The following is an 18,598-nucleotide window of genomic DNA, read 5'->3' on the forward strand; positions in this document are numbered from 1 at the left end:
AAAGTAAACGTGGAAAAGAGCGTGGTTACCCGTCCATGGCAAACCAGACTACTGGGCTTTACCTTTTATCACAAGAAAGGTAGCAAAGGCATTACGGTACACCGTAAAAGCATTAGCACTTACAAGGATAAAATCAGGGAGATTACCTGCCGCAGAAAACCTTACCCGATCGAGGATCGGATGATGCAAATCAGGCAGCTGAACCAGGGTTGGGGGAACTACTTCAAGCTGAGCGAAGCTCATACTGTATTCAGAGAACTTGATGAGTGGGTCCGCAGTCGAGTCAGGCTATGTTATTGGATACAATGGAAGCAGGTAAAGACCCGCGTTAAGCAACTCGAGAAACTTGGGGTTCACCCTGATCAGGCTTATCAATGGGGAAATACCCGAAAAGGCCATTGGCGAACCGTACACAGCCCGATACTGACCCGGACTCTTAACAATGCATTTCTAAAGAAACAGGGGCTACTATGTCTAAAAGAAATAGTAACCCCTAAAGCTGTTTATGTTTAATGAACCGCCGTATGCCGAACGGCACGTACGGTGGTGTGAGGGGACAGGTAATCAAATAATGATTACCTTCCTACTCGATAAGGAATTAAACACCCGCTTCTTTATCGCGGTACTCTGCCACTTTCGTAATGGCATCGTCTATCGTGTTGCTTAATATGGTAATAAAGGTGCCAGGCTGCGCGGTCGTTACCAGATAGCGCAGACAATCATCACCACTGTTGTTGATGATCACCTTCATATCTGGCTTAACTGCTCTTATCCCCTGTAAAAGCAGATCGATAAGTTCCTGCTGCGTTCTGCCACGGAGGTACTTTTCCTGGCAAATGATGATCTTATCGAACATCTCGGCAGAGATCTTTGCCGTTTCAATGATGTCCTCATCGCGCCTGTCGCCGGTGCCCGAGATCACACCAATATGCTCCGTAGCCTCAATGGTACTTAAATAACCCTTGATGCCGTTGAAGCCGTCCGGATTGTGTGCAAAGTCGATCAGGATCTTAAACTCCTTAAAGTTAAAGATGTTCATCCGTCCCGGTGTCTGTGCGGCAGAAGGAATGAAAGTCTCCAGCGATACCCGGATGTCTTCAATTTTATAGCCATATAGGAAAGTTGCCAGCGTGGCTGCAAGCACGTTTTCTATCATGAACTCCAAACTTCCACCAAAGGTCAAAGGCACGTGTGTCACCTTGATCACCCGGATCTTCCAGTCGCCTTTTTTGATCGTGATGTAGCCATTCTCGTAGATGGCTGCGGTGCCGCCTTTCTTGCAGTGCTCCTTAATCACCGGATTATCTTCATTCATCGAAAAGTAAGCGACCTTGCAATCCGCTTTGTTCGCAATTCTGATGCAATACTTGTTATCTGCATTCAATACGCCCCAACCACTTCTTTTCACTGCACCAATGACCACGGATTTAACGCGTGTCAGGTCGTCCAGGTTATGGATGTCTGCAATACCGAGGTGATCTTCCTGAATGTTGGTGACAATGCCGATGTCACAGCTGTTAAAACCGAGTCCGGAACGTAAAATTCCGCCTCTGGCGGTCTCCAAAACAGCGAACTCGACCGTTGGATCGCGAAGGATGAATTCCGCGCTGATTGGCCCTGTTGTATCCCCTTCCATGAGGAGGTTGTTTTGTACATATACCCCATCAGAGGTCGTAAAACCAACGCGTGTACCATTGCTTTTTACAATATGTGCAATCAGACGGGTTGTGGTGGTCTTTCCATTAGTTCCAGTAATCGCAATAATAGGGATACGTGCAGATTTCCCCGGCGGATAAAGCATGTCGATCACCGGTGCGGCAACGTTGCGCGGTAAACCTTCACTAGGGGCCAGGTGCATCCGGAAACCCGGTGCTGCGTTAACCTCGAGCACTACCCCGCCATTTTCCGAAAAAGGATGGGTAAGGTTCGGCGCCATAATGTCTATCCCGCAAATATCCAGACCAATAACTCTGGAGATCCGTTCGCAGGTGAAAACGTTTTCCGGGTGCACCAGGTCGGTCACATCGATGGAAGTTCCGCCTGTACTTAAATTTGCAGTAGACTTCAGGTAAACCGTTTCGCCATTTGGAATTACGGAATCCAGTGTATAATTATTTTTAGCCAGCAGGTCCAGGGTATCGCGGTCTACGGTGATTTCAGTCAGCACGTTCTCATGTCCATAACCTCTTCTAGGATCCTGGTTTTCGATATCGATCAGTTCCTGTACCGTGTTTAGACCATTACCAGTTACATGGGCTGGCACCCGCAATGCTGCTGCCACCATCTTATGGTCGATAACCAGGATACGAAAGTCGTAGCCGGTAATAAATCGCTCAATGATAACCCTTCTGGAATATCTCTGTGCATACTCAAAAGCAGCAACAGCCTCTTCCATAGTCTGCACATTAATGGTGGCACCTTTACCGTGATTGCCATCAAGCGGTTTAAACACCAGCGGGAAACCAACGTGGCGAACGGCATCTCTCACACCTTCAGGGTCTGAAATCGTCACGCCCTTAGCTACCGGAATGGCAGCATCCTGTAATAAACGTTTAGTTTCTTCCTTGTTGCAGGCAATATCTACAGCAATGCTGTTGGTCCTTTCGGTCATCGTTGCGCGGAAGCGTACCTGATTTTTACCGTAACCCAGCTGCACCAGCGAACTTTTGTTCAGTCTGATCCATGGTATTTTCCGGGAGATGGCTTCATCAACAATAGATCCTGTACTAGGTCCAAGGCGCTCCTGCTCGCGCAGTTCACGCAAGCGGCGGATGTCCTGTTCCAGATCGTAAGGCTCGCCACTAATCAGCGCCTCGGCAATCTTTACGGAAGCTTCAGCGGCGTAAACACCAGCTTTCTCTTCCAGATAGCTGAATACCACATTGTAAATGCCCTCCGTTTTTGTCTGCCGCGTTCTGCCAAAGCCTGTATCCATACCGGCCAGCGTTTGTATCTCCAGTGCAATGTGTTCGATGACATGGCCCATCCAGGTACCTTCTTCAATACGCTTAAATAAACCGCCAGGTTCACCAATGGAGCAACGATGGGTGTATAAGCTTGGCAGAAGCGCCTGGATGCGCTCCGCAAAGCCCGGAATAAGATTGCTGGGCTGTTGTTCCAGCTCCTCCAGATCCAGACGCATCTGGATGAGTTTCTTACGGGTAATGGACCAGATGTTTGGTCCTCGCAGCACTTGTATGCCTAATATTTTCATTTGAAATTGTTGTTAAGGTTTGGTCGCTTTTAAGCTGCGCTGCAGGCAGTAAAAATAGCATATTAACAGAATTGTTTGGTCAATTATAAACTATATAGATGCTGCTTTGGTTTTTGTATACTTCTGTAAAGTGCCTTATACATTTTCTAAAATTTTTATCGTTTCGCAGCATGAAATATGGTTTTTACCTGAAATTTTTGTATAAAAACCTGATTTTTAGCCTCATTAGCCATATATTTGAACTTTGTTCTAATAAAAAGTATCTAAATGGCTCCAAAAGGTAAATTAATAATAATTGGCGGCGCAATTAATACAGGAAGTTTTACCGAAACAACGTTTGGTCAGGCCGATAACATGAACTTCTTCGAGCGGGGCATCTTAAAGCGAATTACGACCGAATCTATCAAAGATAATTTATCAAGATTTGAGATTATTACCACAGCTTCCCTGATTCCCGACCGGGTAGGCGAAGAGTATGTGAAAGCTTTCGCACATCTTGATGTTTACAATGTTGGCGTGCTCAATATCTCCAGTCGCGAGCAGGCTAATGACAAGCAATATACCGATCGCCTGCGTGCAGCAGAAGTGATCGTCTTTACTGGCGGCGATCAACTTCGTTTATCTTCTATTTTTGGCGGTACAGCATTTCATGAGGTATTGCTCGAGAAGTACCAGCAGGAGCAGGTGGTAATTGCCGGCACTTCTGCGGGGGCTGCGGCAAGCTCAAAAAACATGATCTATCAGGGCAGCAGCAAAGACGCCTTGCTGAAAGGGGAGGTAAAGATTACCGGTGGACTGGGTTTTATCGATGGTGTGATCGTAGATACCCACTTTGTGCAACGTGGACGGATAGGACGATTACTCTATGCTGCGGCAAGTAATCCGGGTATTTTGGGTATCGGACTAGGGGAAGATACTGGATTGTTCATTAGTAAGGGTACACGGATGGAAGCGATCGGCTCTGGCATGGTTATTCTGGTAGATGGCCGTAAAATGTCTGACACAAATCTAACGGATGTACAGATGGGCCAACCGGTTTCAATCAACAACATGATCGTGCACGTGATGTGCGATGGTGATGTTTATGATCTGAAAACGCACCAGCTGAAAATCCATCACCTTAAAGCAATACCAGAATCCTGATATGAAACTGATTATTCACGGCGGCTTCTTCAGTGAGTCGAGCTCCAGCGAAGAAACCAAGATTGCCAAGCAAAAAGCGCTTTCAGAAATTGTAACCTCAGGTCATGAATACCTGCAAAGTCATACGGCGCTGGAAACGGTCACCTATGTAGTAGGCTTGCTCGAAGATCATGAACTGTTCAATGCCGGTACTGGCGGGCAGATACAGAGCGACGGCAAATTGCGGATGAGCGCTTCCATCATGGATGGGAAATCGCTGCGCTTTAGCGGAGTAATCAATATAGAGGACGTTAAAAATCCGGTTCAGGTTGCGCTGAAGCTGATGGAAAAGGAAGACCGGGTGTTAAGCGGGCCAGGTGCATTGGCTTTCGCCCGTCAGCAAGGCTTTGAACATTATAACCCCATAACGCCGCAAAGGCAGCAGGAGTTTGAGGAGAAGCGCAACCAGCAGAATAACAAAGGTACCGTTGGCTGTGTGGCCATGGATGCCCAGGGTAACATTGCGGCGGCAACCTCTACCGGCGGTAAAGGATTTGAACTTCCTGGCCGGGTTAGCGATTCTGCTACTGTAGCCGGGAATTATGCAAACCAGTTTTCGGGTGTTTCCTGCACAGGTGTCGGAGAGGACATCGTGAACGTTGGACTCGCTATGAAGATCGTCACCCGCGTCACCGATGGCATGTCACTACAGCAGGCCACCGACAGATCCTTTGAAGAGCTGAAGCAGATCGAAGGCTTTGCCGGCGTGATCGCAATCAGCAGCAATGGGGATATGTACCATACAGACTCCCACCCATATATGGTATGGGCGGCTTTTGATGGTCGTTTACAGGTGTTTAACTAAATTGTTGCTATCTTTGTGATATGCAAAAAATCTCCTTGATTATTCTGCTGTTCCTTGCTGTAAATGTCAAGGCACAGATACCCGATATCACCGTTTCCCGCCCGGTACCTGGTGGCCCCATAAACATCACCTATTACAACCCCGCTACGCTGAATGCAGATGATTACTTCTATGAAGCCGATCAGAATGAGCGCAAAGGGGATCTTAAAATCGCACTTGCTTTGTACGATAAAGCGGCTACAGGCTTCAGCATGTCTAGAAGAATGCCGCAATACTGCCTTACCTTATTGCGCTTGAGCAACGTGCACATGCTGATGAATAACTACACAAAAGCGGAGAAATTAGTACTGGAAGGCGCTTTAATGAATTATTCTAAACTGGGCAGCATCTCGGGCGAGATGGACGCTTACCAGCAGCTTGCCAAAATTTACCTTGCGGCAGACAAACTTACAGAGGCCCTGTGGTTTTCGACACAGCAGGGTATTCTGGCACAGCGCCTTAGCAACCAAAATGCTTACATCGCCTCCCTGCTTGGACTTGCACAGGTGAAGATCAAAAAGCAGGAATTTAACCTGGCTAATTATGATGTAAACCGTGCTGAAACCCTCGCGAAGTCCAATAACTACACGGATTTCAACGGCCAGATCAGTGACGCCCGAAAGGCTATTGCTGATGGTCAGAACCCTAAAAAATAATGTTGAATTTTACTTAAATAACTTTTACAGAAAAGAGACGTATTATTACTGTCTCTTTTTTGTTTATTAAAGAATTTGGTATCATATTGGATACCTATTAACCCAAATGGAATTTAAAATATTTAAACAGATGCTTAGAAGAATCTTACTGGTCACTTTTACCGCTGCAGTGCTGGCCTGTAGTGCCGCTCCCAAGCCGCAACAGCTGGTAGATGGGATCGCAAATATAAAGCCTGATGAGCAGCAAAGTCTGGTTGCCAGAGAGGTGGTGACGCTTATCGAAAATTACAACTACAAGAAGATAAAGCTCAACGATTCCATTTCATCGCTGATATTAGACCGCTATGTCAAAGCATTAGACCCTTCCAAATATTACTTTTTGGCTTCTGACATCAAGGATTTTGAACAGTTCAGGAACAGCCTGGATGATGATCTGAGAAACGGCGACCTGAGTGCACCTTTCTACATCTTCAACGTTTACCTGAAACGATATAATGAATGGGTGACTTTCTCCCTGCAGAACGTGAAGAATAAGTTTGACATCAATGGAAATGACAAATACGTTTATGACCGCGAGAAGATGCCTTGGGCAGCTACACGTACTGCATTAAATGAAGTTTGGCAAAAGCGCCTAAAATATGAACTGATCAATCTGCAAATTGCAGGTACCGAGGAAGCGAAAAACGTGGAAACACTTACCAAGAGGTACCAGAACCTGAAGTCACAGGTTGCTAAAGTGAACAATCAGGACGTGTTTCAGACCTTAATGGATGCTTTTACGGAAAGTATCGACCCACACACCAATTACTTTAATCCAACCAACGCTACCGCCTTTAATGAAGATATGGCGCGTTCATTTGATGGTATTGGTGCACGATTGATGTTGGAAAACGAGGTGGTAAAAATCTCAGAGATTATCCCTGGCGGCCCTGCTTTCAAAAGTAAGCAGCTAAATAGTGGCGATCGTATTGTTGCAGTTGCACAAGGAAACGGGGAGTTTGAAGACATCATTGGCTGGAGGATTGACAACTCTGTTGCTAAAATCAAAGGCCCTAAAGGAACCACCGTTCGTCTGAAGGTTATTCCTGCGGGACAGGACTTGTCTTCAAAACCGGTAATTATCTCGCTCGTAAGGGAGAAAATCATTCTGGAAGACCAATCGGCTAAGAAGTCGGTAAAAACTATCCAGCAGAATGGAAAAGCTTATAAAATTGGCCTGATCACCGTACCTGCTTTCTATGCTGATTTTAAAGCAGCTAGTGCTGGTGAAAAGAATTATAAAAGTACAACCCGTGATGTACGTTTACTGATCGATACTTTGAAGAACCGCGATAAGGTTGATGCCATCATGATGGACCTTCGTGCAAATGGTGGTGGCTCCTTGGTGGAAGCCATAGACCTTACTGGTCTTTTCATTGATCGTGGACCGGTGGTGCAGGTTAAGGATCTTAAAGGGCGTATTGATGTGTCTGAAGACACCAATCCAGGTGTGGCATGGGATGGACCTTTTGCCGTTATGGTAGACCGCCTGAGCGCGTCTGCATCGGAAATCTTTGCAGGTGCCATCCAGGATTATGGCCGCGGTGTGGTCATTGGTACCCAGACTTATGGTAAAGGCACAGTGCAGTCGTCCATAGATCTGAACAAGCTGTTAAATCCTTCTATGTTGCAACGTCTTGCCAGCCTGATCAATAAGACTGCAGTGGTTAAGGGTGAGGCACCTAAAGAAGCTCCACAACTTGGACAGATAAACCTGACCATGGCGAAATTCTACCGCGTAAATGGTAGCAGCACGCAGCATAAAGGGGTGATGCCAGACGTCGTGTTCCCGTCGATTTACCCACTGGACAAGATTGGTGAGGATACCGAGCCATCTGCATTGCCTTGGGATGTAATACCACAATCTAACTTTACTCCGGTAGCCGACCTGTCTACGGTTAAAACCGAACTGGTAAACCGTCATAAAGCACGCATGGAAAAATCAACAGACTACAAGCTGTTGGTGCAGGACATCGCCGATATGCAAAAGCGTGATAAAGAAACCGCAATAACGCTGAACCAGGCCAAGCTGAAAGCCGAACGAGATAGCCTTGAAGCTAAATCACTGGAGCGCACTAACCTGATCCGTACCTCAAGAGGTTTACCAGCACTTAAGAAGGGTGAGAAGGTAAAGAAGGAAGAGACCTACGATTTTATCGAAGATGAAAGCATGAAAGTTATTGTCGACATGATCGAGATGAAGAAGGCATAATACGCCAGCAAAGACAAATTTTAACGGCTCTACCTGAATTGGTAGAGCCGTTTTTTTGTGTCCGGCCCAGCTCGGGGTCAAACGCACACCAAACGCACATCAAACGCACATCAGACGCACATCAGACGCACATCAGACGCACATGCGCTGTGTATTTGATGTGGTGCTGATGTGCACCTGCTTTCTGTTTTCTCCGTATGTGTTACTTGTTTTACCTGAGTTTAGCTGCAGTTTATTTCCTTGATATCGGCCCTTAGTTTTGACCTTAGTTGGTTTTGAAAATAAAGTTGTTTTTGCAGCTGCAATGTTTGATTATTCAGGTAGCTTTATGTTAATCGTCTGTTCATAAATGCTAAGCAACAAGAAATGTCCTTATCCATATTGATTCCGACGTATAAACGTCCTGCACTTCTTAGAAGCAATTTAGCGTCTATCATTGAATCAATGGTAAAAGTTGATGAAGTGGTTGTTGGAGATGATGGAGGAGACGAGGAAACCAGGATGGTGTATGGGCAATTTGCGTCGCGATTACCGCTCCGGTATTTGCGTCCTGAAGGTAAAGGTTCTTTGGCTACTAACGTCACAAGATTATTAAAAGCTTCCAGGATGGAATGGATTCTGTTGTTACATGATGATGATTATTTGACGGGCAATCATTCGGATTTCCCTGCGCAGTTTGAATATAAATGTGATTTGTTCTTTACCGATCATTGGATATGTGAAGAAAGCGGAGAGATTAATCTTGAAAAAACCACGAGTAACTCGATTGCATACGGTAGGAGCGCTTTGAAGGAGGGCATTCAATATGACAACCTGGGGATTGCACTTCATCAGAAGATATGCCTGGATGGCTTTTATGTTAGAAGAAGTAAAATTGATGGAATATTTCCAGATCCAAAGTTTGGGCAGGTAGCAGACTTCTTCTGGGTTTTTGATCTTTTGAACTCTAGCTTGAAGGTCTGGTATGCTAATCGTCGAACCTTTGCTTACCGCTTATCGCCAGATGGATTAACTGGTTCTGGAGGGCGCATAAACGAAGACACGGTTTTAGGGTTAAATGCGATCAAAGAAAGACTGATGGATAAGGATCTAATTTCCTTGGTAGCATCAAAAATATCGATGAATACTTGGTATGCTGTAAATGCAGCGCTTAGGCGTGGAGCGCCTAATACCGCCTTTTCCTTACTAAAGGATCTCAATTTCAATTATACGCATTCGAGTAAGCATAAAATTTTGGTAGTTGTTCAGCTACTCTGGATCTTGTTAAAGAAGAGTAGGCCTGGGAAATTCAGGACTTAGTTCCTTTTTTCAGCTCGGCATAGATATTGCATATTCCTGGAAAATATAAGTTATGAACGTAAAGCGCACCTTTGGAACAATCCTTACCATTCTTGGAATCATTGGGTTAATTTATGCTGGCTATGGCTATACGCAGAACGATCCTGCTACCCGTCAGCTGATTGTTTACGGTGTGATCGGCATCATCTTCTTTTTCTCCGGTATCGGATTGGTAAAGAATACTAAAGACGAAGCTTAAGCACATAAAAAAAGCCGGCTGTTTTAACAACCGGCTTCTAAAATATCTAGTGTGCTTATTCTTCGATCAACTCGTCCTTTACAGAGTCCAGGATCCTGCCACCTTTATAGAAGTAGCGGGAGTAATAAGGTTCATTCAGGTTACTGATTACCACACCTCTTGAAGAGGAAGCATGTGCGAAGCGGTTATCGCCAAGATAGATCCCGATGTGGGTAATGCTTCTGCTTTTGATTTTGAAAAATACCAGATCACCTTCTTTAAGCTCGTCTCTAGGCAATGGATTTACCATGCTGAAGATGTCTCTGGAATTACGAAGGATGGTAGTATTAAATACTTTATCGTAGATGGCCTTGGTAAATGCGGAACAGTCTATACCTTTCTCGGTGTTACCACCAAAACGGTAAGGGGTACCAATCCATTCATATATAAATTTGTAAAGCTTTAAGTTTGATGTTGCGTCTACTGCAACGCCCATTACCTGAGAGAAGTATTGGGATGCCAGGTTATCCGGGTCTTCTAATTTATTGGTTTCTTTTGCTTTTGATTGAGCGTTTACTGCGGATATGCTGCACAGCGCAATCAGGGTAGAAAACAAAAACTTTTTAATCATGTTATACTATAAGTTTGGGTAAAAGGTACTTACACTTAAACGTACACCAGTTATATGGCTTATTGTTTGAGTTCCAAAACTATGTATTAAACTTAGTTAATCCAAATGTGAATAAATAATTCTCGATTGTGGATATCGTGTCTTGTAACCTTAGTGTGTAATTTACAGCATTTCTTTCGATATATTATAATAAAAAAGTAGATTTGCTCTCGTAAAAAACAATCAAGACCCCAAAAATGAGTGCAGTAGAAATTAATAAAGATACCTATCTGAAGTGGTTTGAGTCGATGTTGCTGATGCGCAAATTCGAAGAAAAAACAGGGCAACTTTACGGACAACAAAAGATCCGTGGATTCTGCCACCTATATATTGGACAGGAAGCCGTAGTTGCGGGTGCTATTTCTGCCTTAACACCTGAAGATTCTATGATTACTGCTTACCGTGACCACGCACATGCGTTGGCTAAAGGTGTAAGTGCAAGAAGTATCATGGCCGAAATGTATGGTAAAGCTACTGGTTGTTCTAAAGGAAAAGGTGGTTCCATGCACATGTTCAGCAAAGAACATAACTTCTATGGTGGCCATGGTATCGTTGGTGGTCAAATTCCATTAGGTGCCGGTATTGCATTTGCAGAGAAATATAAAGGAACAAAAAATGTTAATGTTTGCTACATGGGTGACGGCGCTGTTCGTCAGGGTGCTTTGAATGAGGCATTCAACATGGCGATGTTATGGAAATTACCAGTGATCTTTGTTTGCGAAAACAATGGTTATGCTATGGGTACTTCCGTACAACGTACCACAAACATGACTGATATCTATAAAATCGGTTTAGGTTTTGACATGCCATGCGCACCAGTTGATGGTATGGATCCAGTTGCAGTACACAATGCAATGGACGAAGCTGCTCAACGTGCCCGTAACGGTGAAGGTCCAACATTCTTGGAGATGCGTACTTACCGTTACCGCGGTCACTCCATGTCTGACCCGGCTAAATACCGTACAAAAGAAGAATTAGAAGATTATAAAACTAAAGATCCAATTGAACTGGTACGTGAAGTTATTCTTAAAGAGAAGTATGCTGACCAGGCTTGGATCGAAAGTATAGAAGAGAAAGTGAAAGAGATTGTTGATGATTCGGTGAAATTTGCTGAAGAGTCTCCATGGCCAGAAGCTTCTGAACTATACACTGACGTTTATGTTCAGTCGGACTATCCTTACGTAACAGATTAATTTAAACAGTTTTCAATTTTATAATATAGAATGGCTGAAGTAGTTAGAATGCCCAAAATGAGCGACACCATGACCGAAGGGGTGATGGCGAAGTGGCATGTAAAAGTTGGCGATAAAATTAAAAGCGGCGATGTTATGGCCGAAGTGGAAACCGATAAGGCGACCATGGATCTTGAATCATATTGGGATGGAACTGTTTTATATATTGGTGTTGAAGAAGGCGCAGCAGTTCCTATTGATGCGGTAATCGCAGTAGTAGGAAAAGAAGGTGAAGACTACAAAGCTTTACTGGATAATGAAGCTGCACCTGCTGCTCCGGCTGCGGAAAGTAAGTCAGAAGAGGCTGCCACTGCGGCACCTGCTGCTGCATCTGCACCTGCCGTTACCGATGCTGACCTGGAGAAAATGGGCGTAACAGTGGTAAGAATGCCATTGTTGAGCGATACCATGACCGAAGGTGTTATTGCGGAATGGCATAAAAAAGTTGGTGATAAAGTTAAAGATGATGATATCCTTGCTGATGTTGAAACCGATAAGGCTACAATGGAAGTTATGGGTTATGCCTCTGGAACTTTACTACATATTGGCGTTGAAAAAGGCCAGGCTGCTAAAGTAAATGGCATTATTGCTATTGTTGGTCCGGAAGGCACTGACATCAGCGGCATTCTGAACCAGGGTGATGCACCTGCAGCTGCAGCTCAAGAATCTGCAGCACCTGCAGAGAACAAAGCTGAAGCGGCTGAACCTGCTGCAAGCACTGAAGCGGCTTCGACTGAAGGCGGCCGTGTTAAAGCATCTCCACTTGCTAAACGCATTGCAAAAGAAAAAGGAATTGATCTTTCACAGGTTGCAGGTTCTGCTGACGGTGGAAGGATCATTAAAAAAGATATCGAGAACTTTAAACCAGCTGCTGCTGCTGCTTCGGCACCTGCATCGGCTCCGGCTAAAGAAAGCGAAAAAGCTGCGGCTCCACTTCCTCAATACGTTGGTGAAGAGAAGTTCACAGAAAAACCAGTTACACAGATGCGTAAGGTTATTGCCAAACGTCTTTCTGAAAGCTTGTTCACTGCACCACACTTCTACTTAACCATGTCTATCGATATGGACAGCGCAATTGCTGCCCGTACCAAGATCAATGAGTTTGCTGCTGCAAAAGTTTCTTTCAATGACCTGGTATTAAAAGCAGTTGCTGTTGCTTTAAAACAACACCCTGCGGTTAACTCTTCATGGTTAGGTGATAAGATCCGTTACAATGAGCATGTGAACATCGGTGTTGCAGTAGCTGTTGAAGACGGCCTGTTGGTACCAGTTGTTCGTTTTGCAGATGGCAAATCTTTATCACGCATCTCTGCAGAGGTTAAAGATTTCGCACAACGTGCAAAAGCGAAGAAATTACAGCCTGCAGATTGGGAAGGTTCAACATTTACCATCTCTAACTTAGGTATGTTTGGTATTGATGAATTTACAGCCATCATCAACCCGCCTGATGCTTGTATCCTTGCTATCGGTGGTATCTCACAAGTGCCTGTTGTTAAAAACGGCGCAGTTGTTCCAGGTAACGTGATGAAAGTAACGTTAAGCTGTGACCACCGTGTGGTAGATGGCGCTACTGGTGCTGCCTTCCTTCAAACCGTTAAGGCTTTATTGGAAGAACCTGTTAGATTATTGGTTTAACAACCCTACTAAATACTTAAAAGCTGCTTCGGCAGCTTTTTTTATGCCTTTTACTTTTTGTACTTTTGCGGCTATGTCAAACATCAAGCCCTCATTAGCTAAAGGTACCCGCGACTTCTCTCCTGTTGAAATGGTTAAGCGTAATTACATCTATGATACCATTAAAAAGGTGTTCCGGAAGTATGGTTATGCGGAGATTCAAACCCCATCCATGGAGAATCTGAGCACGCTTACCGGCAAGTACGGCGATGAGGGCGATAAACTGATCTTCAAGATCCTGAATAGTGGTGACTACCTGGCAAAGGTGGATCCTGAGCTGCTGAGCAGCAAGAACTCCAATGCGATGATCTCTACGATCAGCGAAAAAGCGTTAAGGTATGACCTTACGGTTCCTTTTGCGCGTTACGTGGTAATGCACCAGAATGAGATTACGCTGCCTTTTAAACGTTTCCAGGTGCAGCCGGTATGGCGTGCGGACCGTCCGCAGAAAGGACGTTACCGTGAGTTCTACCAGTGTGATGTGGACGTGGTAGGATCAGACAGCCTGCTGAATGAAGCAGAGTTCATCCTGATCTATCAGGAAGCTTTGAGCAACTTGGGGCTAAGGGATTTCAGTATCAAAATTAATAATCGCAAGATCCTGACTGGCATTGCTGAGATCATCGGTAAGCCGGATCTGATCATCGATATGACGGTTGCTATTGATAAGCTGGACAAGATCGGCTTTGAAGGTGTAACTAAAGAACTGCTTTCAAAAGGCTTTACGGAAGCAGATATCGACGTGCTTAAACCCGTGATCTTACTGGAAGGCAGTAACGACGAAAAGATCAACCAGTTGAAAGCTGTTCTTTCGGGTTCTGAAGCCGGTTTGAAAGGCATCGCGGAGATTGAGACCGTATTCAACTATGTGGCTTCACTGGCAGGTGCCGATCTGCGCGCAGAGATCAAGCTGGAGCTTGATATAACCCTTGCCAGAGGCTTAAACTATTACACGGGGTGCATCTTCGAGGTGAAGACCAATGAAGTGGCTATGGGTAGCATTGGTGGTGGTGGCCGTTATGACGACCTTACCGGCATGTTTGGCCTCAGAGGTTTAACTGGTGTTGGGGTTTCTTTTGGCGCCGACCGAATTTATGATGTGCTGTTGGAACTGAACCTTTTCCCGGAATCTGCCAGTGCAGGAACCAAAGTGCTGATCAGCAATTTTGATGCTGCAGCTGAGGCTTATGCATTGCCCCTTTTGCAGGCTTTGCGCCAGGCGGAGATCTCTGCAGAGCTATATCCATCATCAGCGAAGCTGAAAAAGCAGATGTCTTATGCCGATGACAAAAACATCCCTTATGTGATCCTGATCGGTAGTGAAGAGATGGAAAGCGGTTTGTTAACCCTGAAAGATATGAAGAGTGGTGTACAGGAAAAGCTTGGCATTGATGCCATCATTGATATGCTGCAGGACAAGGGCCTTTAATTTGAAATAAACAATTCCCTTTAGCCCGTTGTTATCATGCTACTAAAAGCAGGATGCGATGAGATCAATATGGAAAGGTTCGATTGGATTTGGATTGGTTAACATACCGATCAAGCTATACTCTGCCGTGCAGAACAGCGGCCTTGATCTGGATATGCTAGACTCCAAAGATCACTCCCACATCAAGTTCCAGCGGATCAATGAGAACACGCAGAAGGTGGTGGACTTCGACAAGATCGTGAAGGGGTATAAGCTGGACGATAAGTATGTAATCCTGGATAAACACGACTTTGAAGAAGCAAGTCCCGAGAAGACCAAAATGATCGAGCTGGAGAACTTTGTCAGCATAGATGAGATCAATCCCATCTACTATGAAACTTCTTATTTTGCAGAACCTGAAACGCAGGGCAAAAAAGCCTATGCACTGCTGCTGAAAGCACTTCAGAAATCGGGCAAGGCTGGTGTGGCACGTTTTGTACTTCGTAATACCGAAAATCTCTGTGTGATCCATCCGTTGAATAATGTGCTTACGGTGACTAAGATTCGTTTTGCAGAGGAAATCCGCTCCGCTGAGGAGATCAAAGTGCCTTCACTAGACACGATCAACAAGAAAGAATTGGATGTCGGCCTGGCGCTTATAAAGCAATATACCTCTCCGTTTAACATTGAAGCCTTCAAAGACGAATATACCAAGGAGCTGTTGCGCATCATTAAAGCGAAAGCAAAAGGTAAGCGGGCTACAGTGAAAAAGCTTAAGCCAAGGGAAGAATCAGGTTCTGATTTGTATAGCCAGTTGATGCAGAGCTTGTCGAAGAAGGCCTAAAGGTTCTTTAAGGGAATTACAGGTACTTTTCGCCTGCAAGTAAGCCTTCAATCTGGTCGAGCAGATCGTCGATGTCGAAAGGTTTGGCAACAAAGGCATCTGGTTTGAACTCCACGTTTTGCAGGTTTTCCTTGGTGTACCTGGCAGAGATCATCAGCACAGGGATATGGCGGGTACGCTCGTTCAAGCGCAGTTCCTGTAAAAGTACACGGCCATCAGCATCCGGCAGCATGATATCCAGGATCAGCAGATCTGGATTAAACTCATCGATATGATCCATAAAGTTTGCACTCTTGCTGAGGCCACTTACTTTATATGCCTCACTTTGCAGAATCAGCGTAATCACATCCAGGATCGCATGATTGTCTTCAATAACTAGAATGTTCTTATAATTGGTAGCGCTTTTCTTCAAGGCAGAATCAGTATTTATTTACAAATATATCAAGGTTTCAGGCATCTACTCACCAAAAAAAGTACCTGAAATTTATTTTTCCAGCGAATTGAAACCTTTTATGTTGTACAACGTCTTATTAGTAGTTTTTAGGTTTAATAAAAGGTACAATTGTGGCGATTGTACCTTTTATTTTACATGAGGTTTGTAAGTGCCTGTGTTCACAGTGGCCTTTAATTCCTGCAGTATCGTGTACAGTCCGAAGTTGGTGCGGTTCACATAGATGAAGTGTTTCACGCCGCGGGGCTGTTTAAACTCCGGCATTTTCGCGATCTTCTCTCCATAGGCATACAGCTGATCAAAGAACTCGGGCTTACTGAAGTCGAATACCTCATCCAGGTATGGCCGGGCAAACAGACTGATCATCTCCTTGTAGGCTTTGTAATAGAACTCCACCTGTGCTGGTGTATCCGTCTTAAAGATCATGTCCAGCTTACGGAAGGCATCTATCGTTTTCGCTTTATCTTGAAGGATCCCTGCTGATACCAGTGAGAAGAAGGGCTCATAGAAGTCGTCTGGCAGTTCTTTAATACAGCCAAAGTCTATCACCCCGAGCTTTTCATCTTCTGTGATCAGGAAATTGCCGGGGTGGGGATCGGCATGGACAGCACGTAGTTCATGCTGCTGGAAGTTGTAGAAATCCCATAAGGCTTGTCCAATCTTATTTCTTAATTCCTGTGAAGGGTTTGTTTTCAGAAACTCTTTCAAATGCTTCCCTTTGATCCAGTCCATCGTGATGATGCGCTTGCCTGAATACTCTGGGTAATAGGTTGGGAACACGACGTTGTTCAGGTTTTTGCATGCTTCAGAAAACTGGATGGACCTGCGGACCTCCAGCTCATAGTCTGTCTCTTCCAAAAGTCGTTCTTCCACCTCGGCGACATAGATGTTCAGTTCTTTCTCGCTCATGCCCAGCAAGCGGAACGCAAAAGGTTTCACCAGCTTTAAGTCTGAAGAGATGCTGTCTGCAACACCCGGGTACTGGATCTTCACGGCCAGCTTCTTTCCATTGAGCATAGCTTCGTGCACTTGCCCGATGGAGGCCGCATGCGTAGATGAGGCGTTGAACTTGTCGAAGATCTTCTCTGGGGATTTGCCCAGCTGTTTCGTGAAGGTACGCACGATCAGCGGTCCGGAAAGGGGAGGTGCGTTGTACTGCGACTGCGTAAACTTGTCTACATACGAGCGCGGCAGCACGTTTTTATCCATGCTAAGCATCTGTGCGATCTTCAGGGCGCTGCCTTTAAGCTCGCTTAAGGATTTGTATATGTCCGTTGCGTTATCCTCATTGAGTTGTTCCCGGTCGAGGTCTGGATTGAAAAGCTTTTTAGAATAGTGTTTGATGTAGTTACCACCAATCTGGAAGCCGGTTTTTACGAATTTAGCAGAACGTTGGGTTTTGGTAGTAGGAATACTGTCTTGTTCTCTCATCAGGTTTTTAGAATCTCATTTTTTCTTTGAAGGCGCCATTGCGGGAAAGGAACTTTCCATATTCGAACAGGTTGTCGATCGGAGAACGTTGAAACAGGTCGAACGTCACGTTGATACCTTTCTCAATCGCTTCATCGGTTTTTTCAAAGCCAGTACTGTCGTCATTGATCCAGAACTTGGTTATGAATACGAACTGTGCCCAAAGCGCATCCTTGTAGCGTTTAGTGAAGAACTTACGCTCTGCAAGTTCACCGCTTTCCAGCCCTTCACCGAGTACGTTTTCGGCAAACTGCTCGAACAACTCCCTGGCTGCCGACAAAGGTGCAGGGGTGTAGTGATTGGTGCCATTCTGTTTCAGGCTGTACACAATGAAGCTGCGCTGGCTTTTCAGCAGTTCGGTAAGGCTGTAGAAGAAGGAAAGCATTTTGTCCCGGGAGGAGTATTCCGCCCAGACTTCCTGCTGCTGCACGGCATCAATGGTTTCTGCGACCAGCTCTGCCCAGGTGTTCTTCTCTATGCTCTCAAAGGAGGCATAGTGGTTGTAAAACTCTGATTCCTGAATGTCCAGGCCTTTTACAAAACTGTATATGGATTTAGGCTTTTCACCATGTGTAAGAACATAGTCGATATAAGCTGTTCTGATTTGCTCCGCTGTAACCATGAGGATTTTATTTTTATTAACGTAAATTTCGGCATCTTGGTTTGTAAAACCCGGTTAAATTCCTTGTAGATCATCATGCTTGCGTAATAAATGACCCGTTATCTTGATTACTATAGGGAAACCTGCCCCATCATCGTTATTGTTACGTTAGGGCATCATTAGAAAAGGCTTTTTGTTTAATTTTGCATGCAGGTGAACCAGAAACGCAGCTATATCGAGAGAATGTTGGCTACAGCTATGCTGTGGGTGTTCTTTCTTGCGCTTACTCCATGGGCATCTTTCCATCATCACCAGCAGATTAAGTATCAGTGCGAGGGTGAAACGATCTGCAGCCATAAGCAACACCTTAGCACCCATGCGGAGCAGTGTCTGGTTTGTGCGGCGCACTTCGAAAAGACTTATGTAATTTCCCATAACTTCTTCAGCTTCTATGATAGCCCTGGGTTGTTTATCAAAAATCAGCCTGTGGAAGCGGGTTTGTACTCGGAATTAATCAGCACCTCCTTACGGGGTCCGCCTGTAGCTTAACACCTCCCCAGTTAAGTTTTCAGGGCCTCTATGGCC

The 18,598-nt window shown here is 45.0% G+C and carries 17 protein-coding genes; 11 read left to right on the top strand and 6 right to left on the bottom strand.

Annotated features, from left to right (window positions below):
• The coding region (locus tag AC5WJX_RS14540) for a group II intron maturase-specific domain-containing protein (protein ID WP_494483672.1) at window positions 1-513 on the top strand (513 nt) is incomplete at its 5' end.
• A gap of 85 nt (window positions 514-598) precedes the next feature.
• Here AC5WJX_RS14540 and cphA read toward each other — a convergent pair.
• Window positions 599-3,214 carry a cyanophycin synthetase gene (gene cphA / locus AC5WJX_RS14545; RefSeq protein WP_494485094.1) on the bottom strand — a complete coding sequence of 872 codons (2,616 nt, stop codon included), beginning with the start codon at window positions 3,212-3,214 and terminating at the stop codon, window positions 599-601.
• 267 nt (window positions 3,215-3,481) lie between these two features.
• Between cphA and AC5WJX_RS14550 the strand changes: the two genes are divergently transcribed.
• From AC5WJX_RS14550 to AC5WJX_RS14575, 6 genes are all read left to right on the top strand, one after another.
• On the top strand, window positions 3,482-4,357 hold the full coding sequence (locus AC5WJX_RS14550) for a cyanophycinase (RefSeq protein ID WP_494485095.1): 876 nt from the start codon (window positions 3,482-3,484) through the stop codon (window positions 4,355-4,357).
• A 1-nt stretch (window position 4,358) separates the two neighbouring features.
• Window positions 4,359-5,201, top strand: a complete 843-nt coding sequence (locus AC5WJX_RS14555) for an isoaspartyl peptidase/L-asparaginase (RefSeq protein WP_494485096.1) — start codon at window positions 4,359-4,361, stop codon at window positions 5,199-5,201.
• Window positions 5,202-5,221: 20 nt separating this feature from the next.
• A complete protein-coding gene (locus AC5WJX_RS14560; RefSeq protein ID WP_494485097.1) occupies window positions 5,222-5,896 on the top strand; it encodes a hypothetical protein in 675 nt (224 codons plus the stop codon).
• 106 nt (window positions 5,897-6,002) lie between these two features.
• On the top strand, window positions 6,003-8,147 hold the full coding sequence (locus AC5WJX_RS14565; protein WP_494485098.1) for a carboxy terminal-processing peptidase: 2,145 nt from the start codon (window positions 6,003-6,005) through the stop codon (window positions 8,145-8,147).
• 366 nt (window positions 8,148-8,513) lie between these two features.
• Entirely contained in the window at window positions 8,514-9,446 is a 933-nt protein-coding gene (locus tag AC5WJX_RS14570) for a glycosyltransferase family 2 protein (RefSeq protein ID WP_494485099.1), read from the top strand.
• Between the two features lie 52 nt (window positions 9,447-9,498).
• Window positions 9,499-9,684: a hypothetical protein gene (locus AC5WJX_RS14575; RefSeq protein ID WP_440428525.1), complete on the top strand. Its 186-nt coding sequence runs from the start codon at window positions 9,499-9,501 to the stop codon at window positions 9,682-9,684.
• Window positions 9,685-9,739: 55 nt separating this feature from the next.
• Here the strand turns inward: AC5WJX_RS14575 and AC5WJX_RS14580 are convergent, their stop codons facing one another.
• Window positions 9,740-10,294 (bottom strand): C40 family peptidase, encoded by a 555-nt coding sequence (locus AC5WJX_RS14580; RefSeq protein WP_494485100.1) that lies wholly within the window; start codon window positions 10,292-10,294, stop codon window positions 9,740-9,742.
• Window positions 10,295-10,530: 236 nt separating this feature from the next.
• Here AC5WJX_RS14580 and pdhA point away from each other — a divergent pair, with 236 nt between their 5' ends.
• The 4 genes from pdhA to ku all read left to right on the top strand — a co-directional run bounded on the left by pdhA (window position 10,531) and on the right by ku (window position 15,491).
• On the top strand, window positions 10,531-11,526 hold the full coding sequence (gene pdhA, locus AC5WJX_RS14585; RefSeq protein ID WP_440428523.1) for a pyruvate dehydrogenase (acetyl-transferring) E1 component subunit alpha: 996 nt from the start codon (window positions 10,531-10,533) through the stop codon (window positions 11,524-11,526).
• Between the two features lie 30 nt (window positions 11,527-11,556).
• Complete coding sequence (locus AC5WJX_RS14590) at window positions 11,557-13,200, top strand: pyruvate dehydrogenase complex dihydrolipoamide acetyltransferase (RefSeq protein ID WP_494485101.1); 1,644 nt, start codon at window positions 11,557-11,559, stop codon at window positions 13,198-13,200.
• Between the two features lie 73 nt (window positions 13,201-13,273).
• Window positions 13,274-14,668: a histidine--tRNA ligase gene (hisS, locus tag AC5WJX_RS14595; RefSeq protein WP_494485102.1), complete on the top strand. Its 1,395-nt coding sequence runs from the start codon at window positions 13,274-13,276 to the stop codon at window positions 14,666-14,668.
• Between the two features lie 58 nt (window positions 14,669-14,726).
• On the top strand, window positions 14,727-15,491 hold the full coding sequence (gene ku / locus AC5WJX_RS14600; RefSeq protein ID WP_494485103.1) for a non-homologous end joining protein Ku: 765 nt from the start codon (window positions 14,727-14,729) through the stop codon (window positions 15,489-15,491).
• A gap of 16 nt (window positions 15,492-15,507) precedes the next feature.
• Here the strand turns inward: ku and AC5WJX_RS14605 are convergent, their stop codons facing one another.
• From AC5WJX_RS14605 to AC5WJX_RS14620, 4 genes are all read right to left on the bottom strand, one after another.
• Window positions 15,508-15,903 (bottom strand): response regulator transcription factor, encoded by a 396-nt coding sequence (locus tag AC5WJX_RS14605; protein WP_440428519.1) that lies wholly within the window; start codon window positions 15,901-15,903, stop codon window positions 15,508-15,510.
• A gap of 168 nt (window positions 15,904-16,071) precedes the next feature.
• Complete coding sequence (locus AC5WJX_RS14610) at window positions 16,072-17,373, bottom strand: ABC1 kinase family protein (RefSeq protein WP_440428518.1); 1,302 nt, start codon at window positions 17,371-17,373, stop codon at window positions 16,072-16,074.
• A 7-nt stretch (window positions 17,374-17,380) separates the two neighbouring features.
• Complete coding sequence (locus tag AC5WJX_RS14615; protein ID WP_494485104.1) at window positions 17,381-18,034, bottom strand: TetR family transcriptional regulator C-terminal domain-containing protein; 654 nt, start codon at window positions 18,032-18,034, stop codon at window positions 17,381-17,383.
• A gap of 147 nt (window positions 18,035-18,181) precedes the next feature.
• Window positions 18,182-18,448 (bottom strand): hypothetical protein, encoded by a 267-nt coding sequence (locus AC5WJX_RS14620; RefSeq protein ID WP_494485105.1) that lies wholly within the window; start codon window positions 18,446-18,448, stop codon window positions 18,182-18,184.
• Window positions 18,449-18,598 lie beyond the last annotated feature (150 nt).

The organism is Pedobacter sp. NEAU-ZC8 (assembly GCF_059278965.1).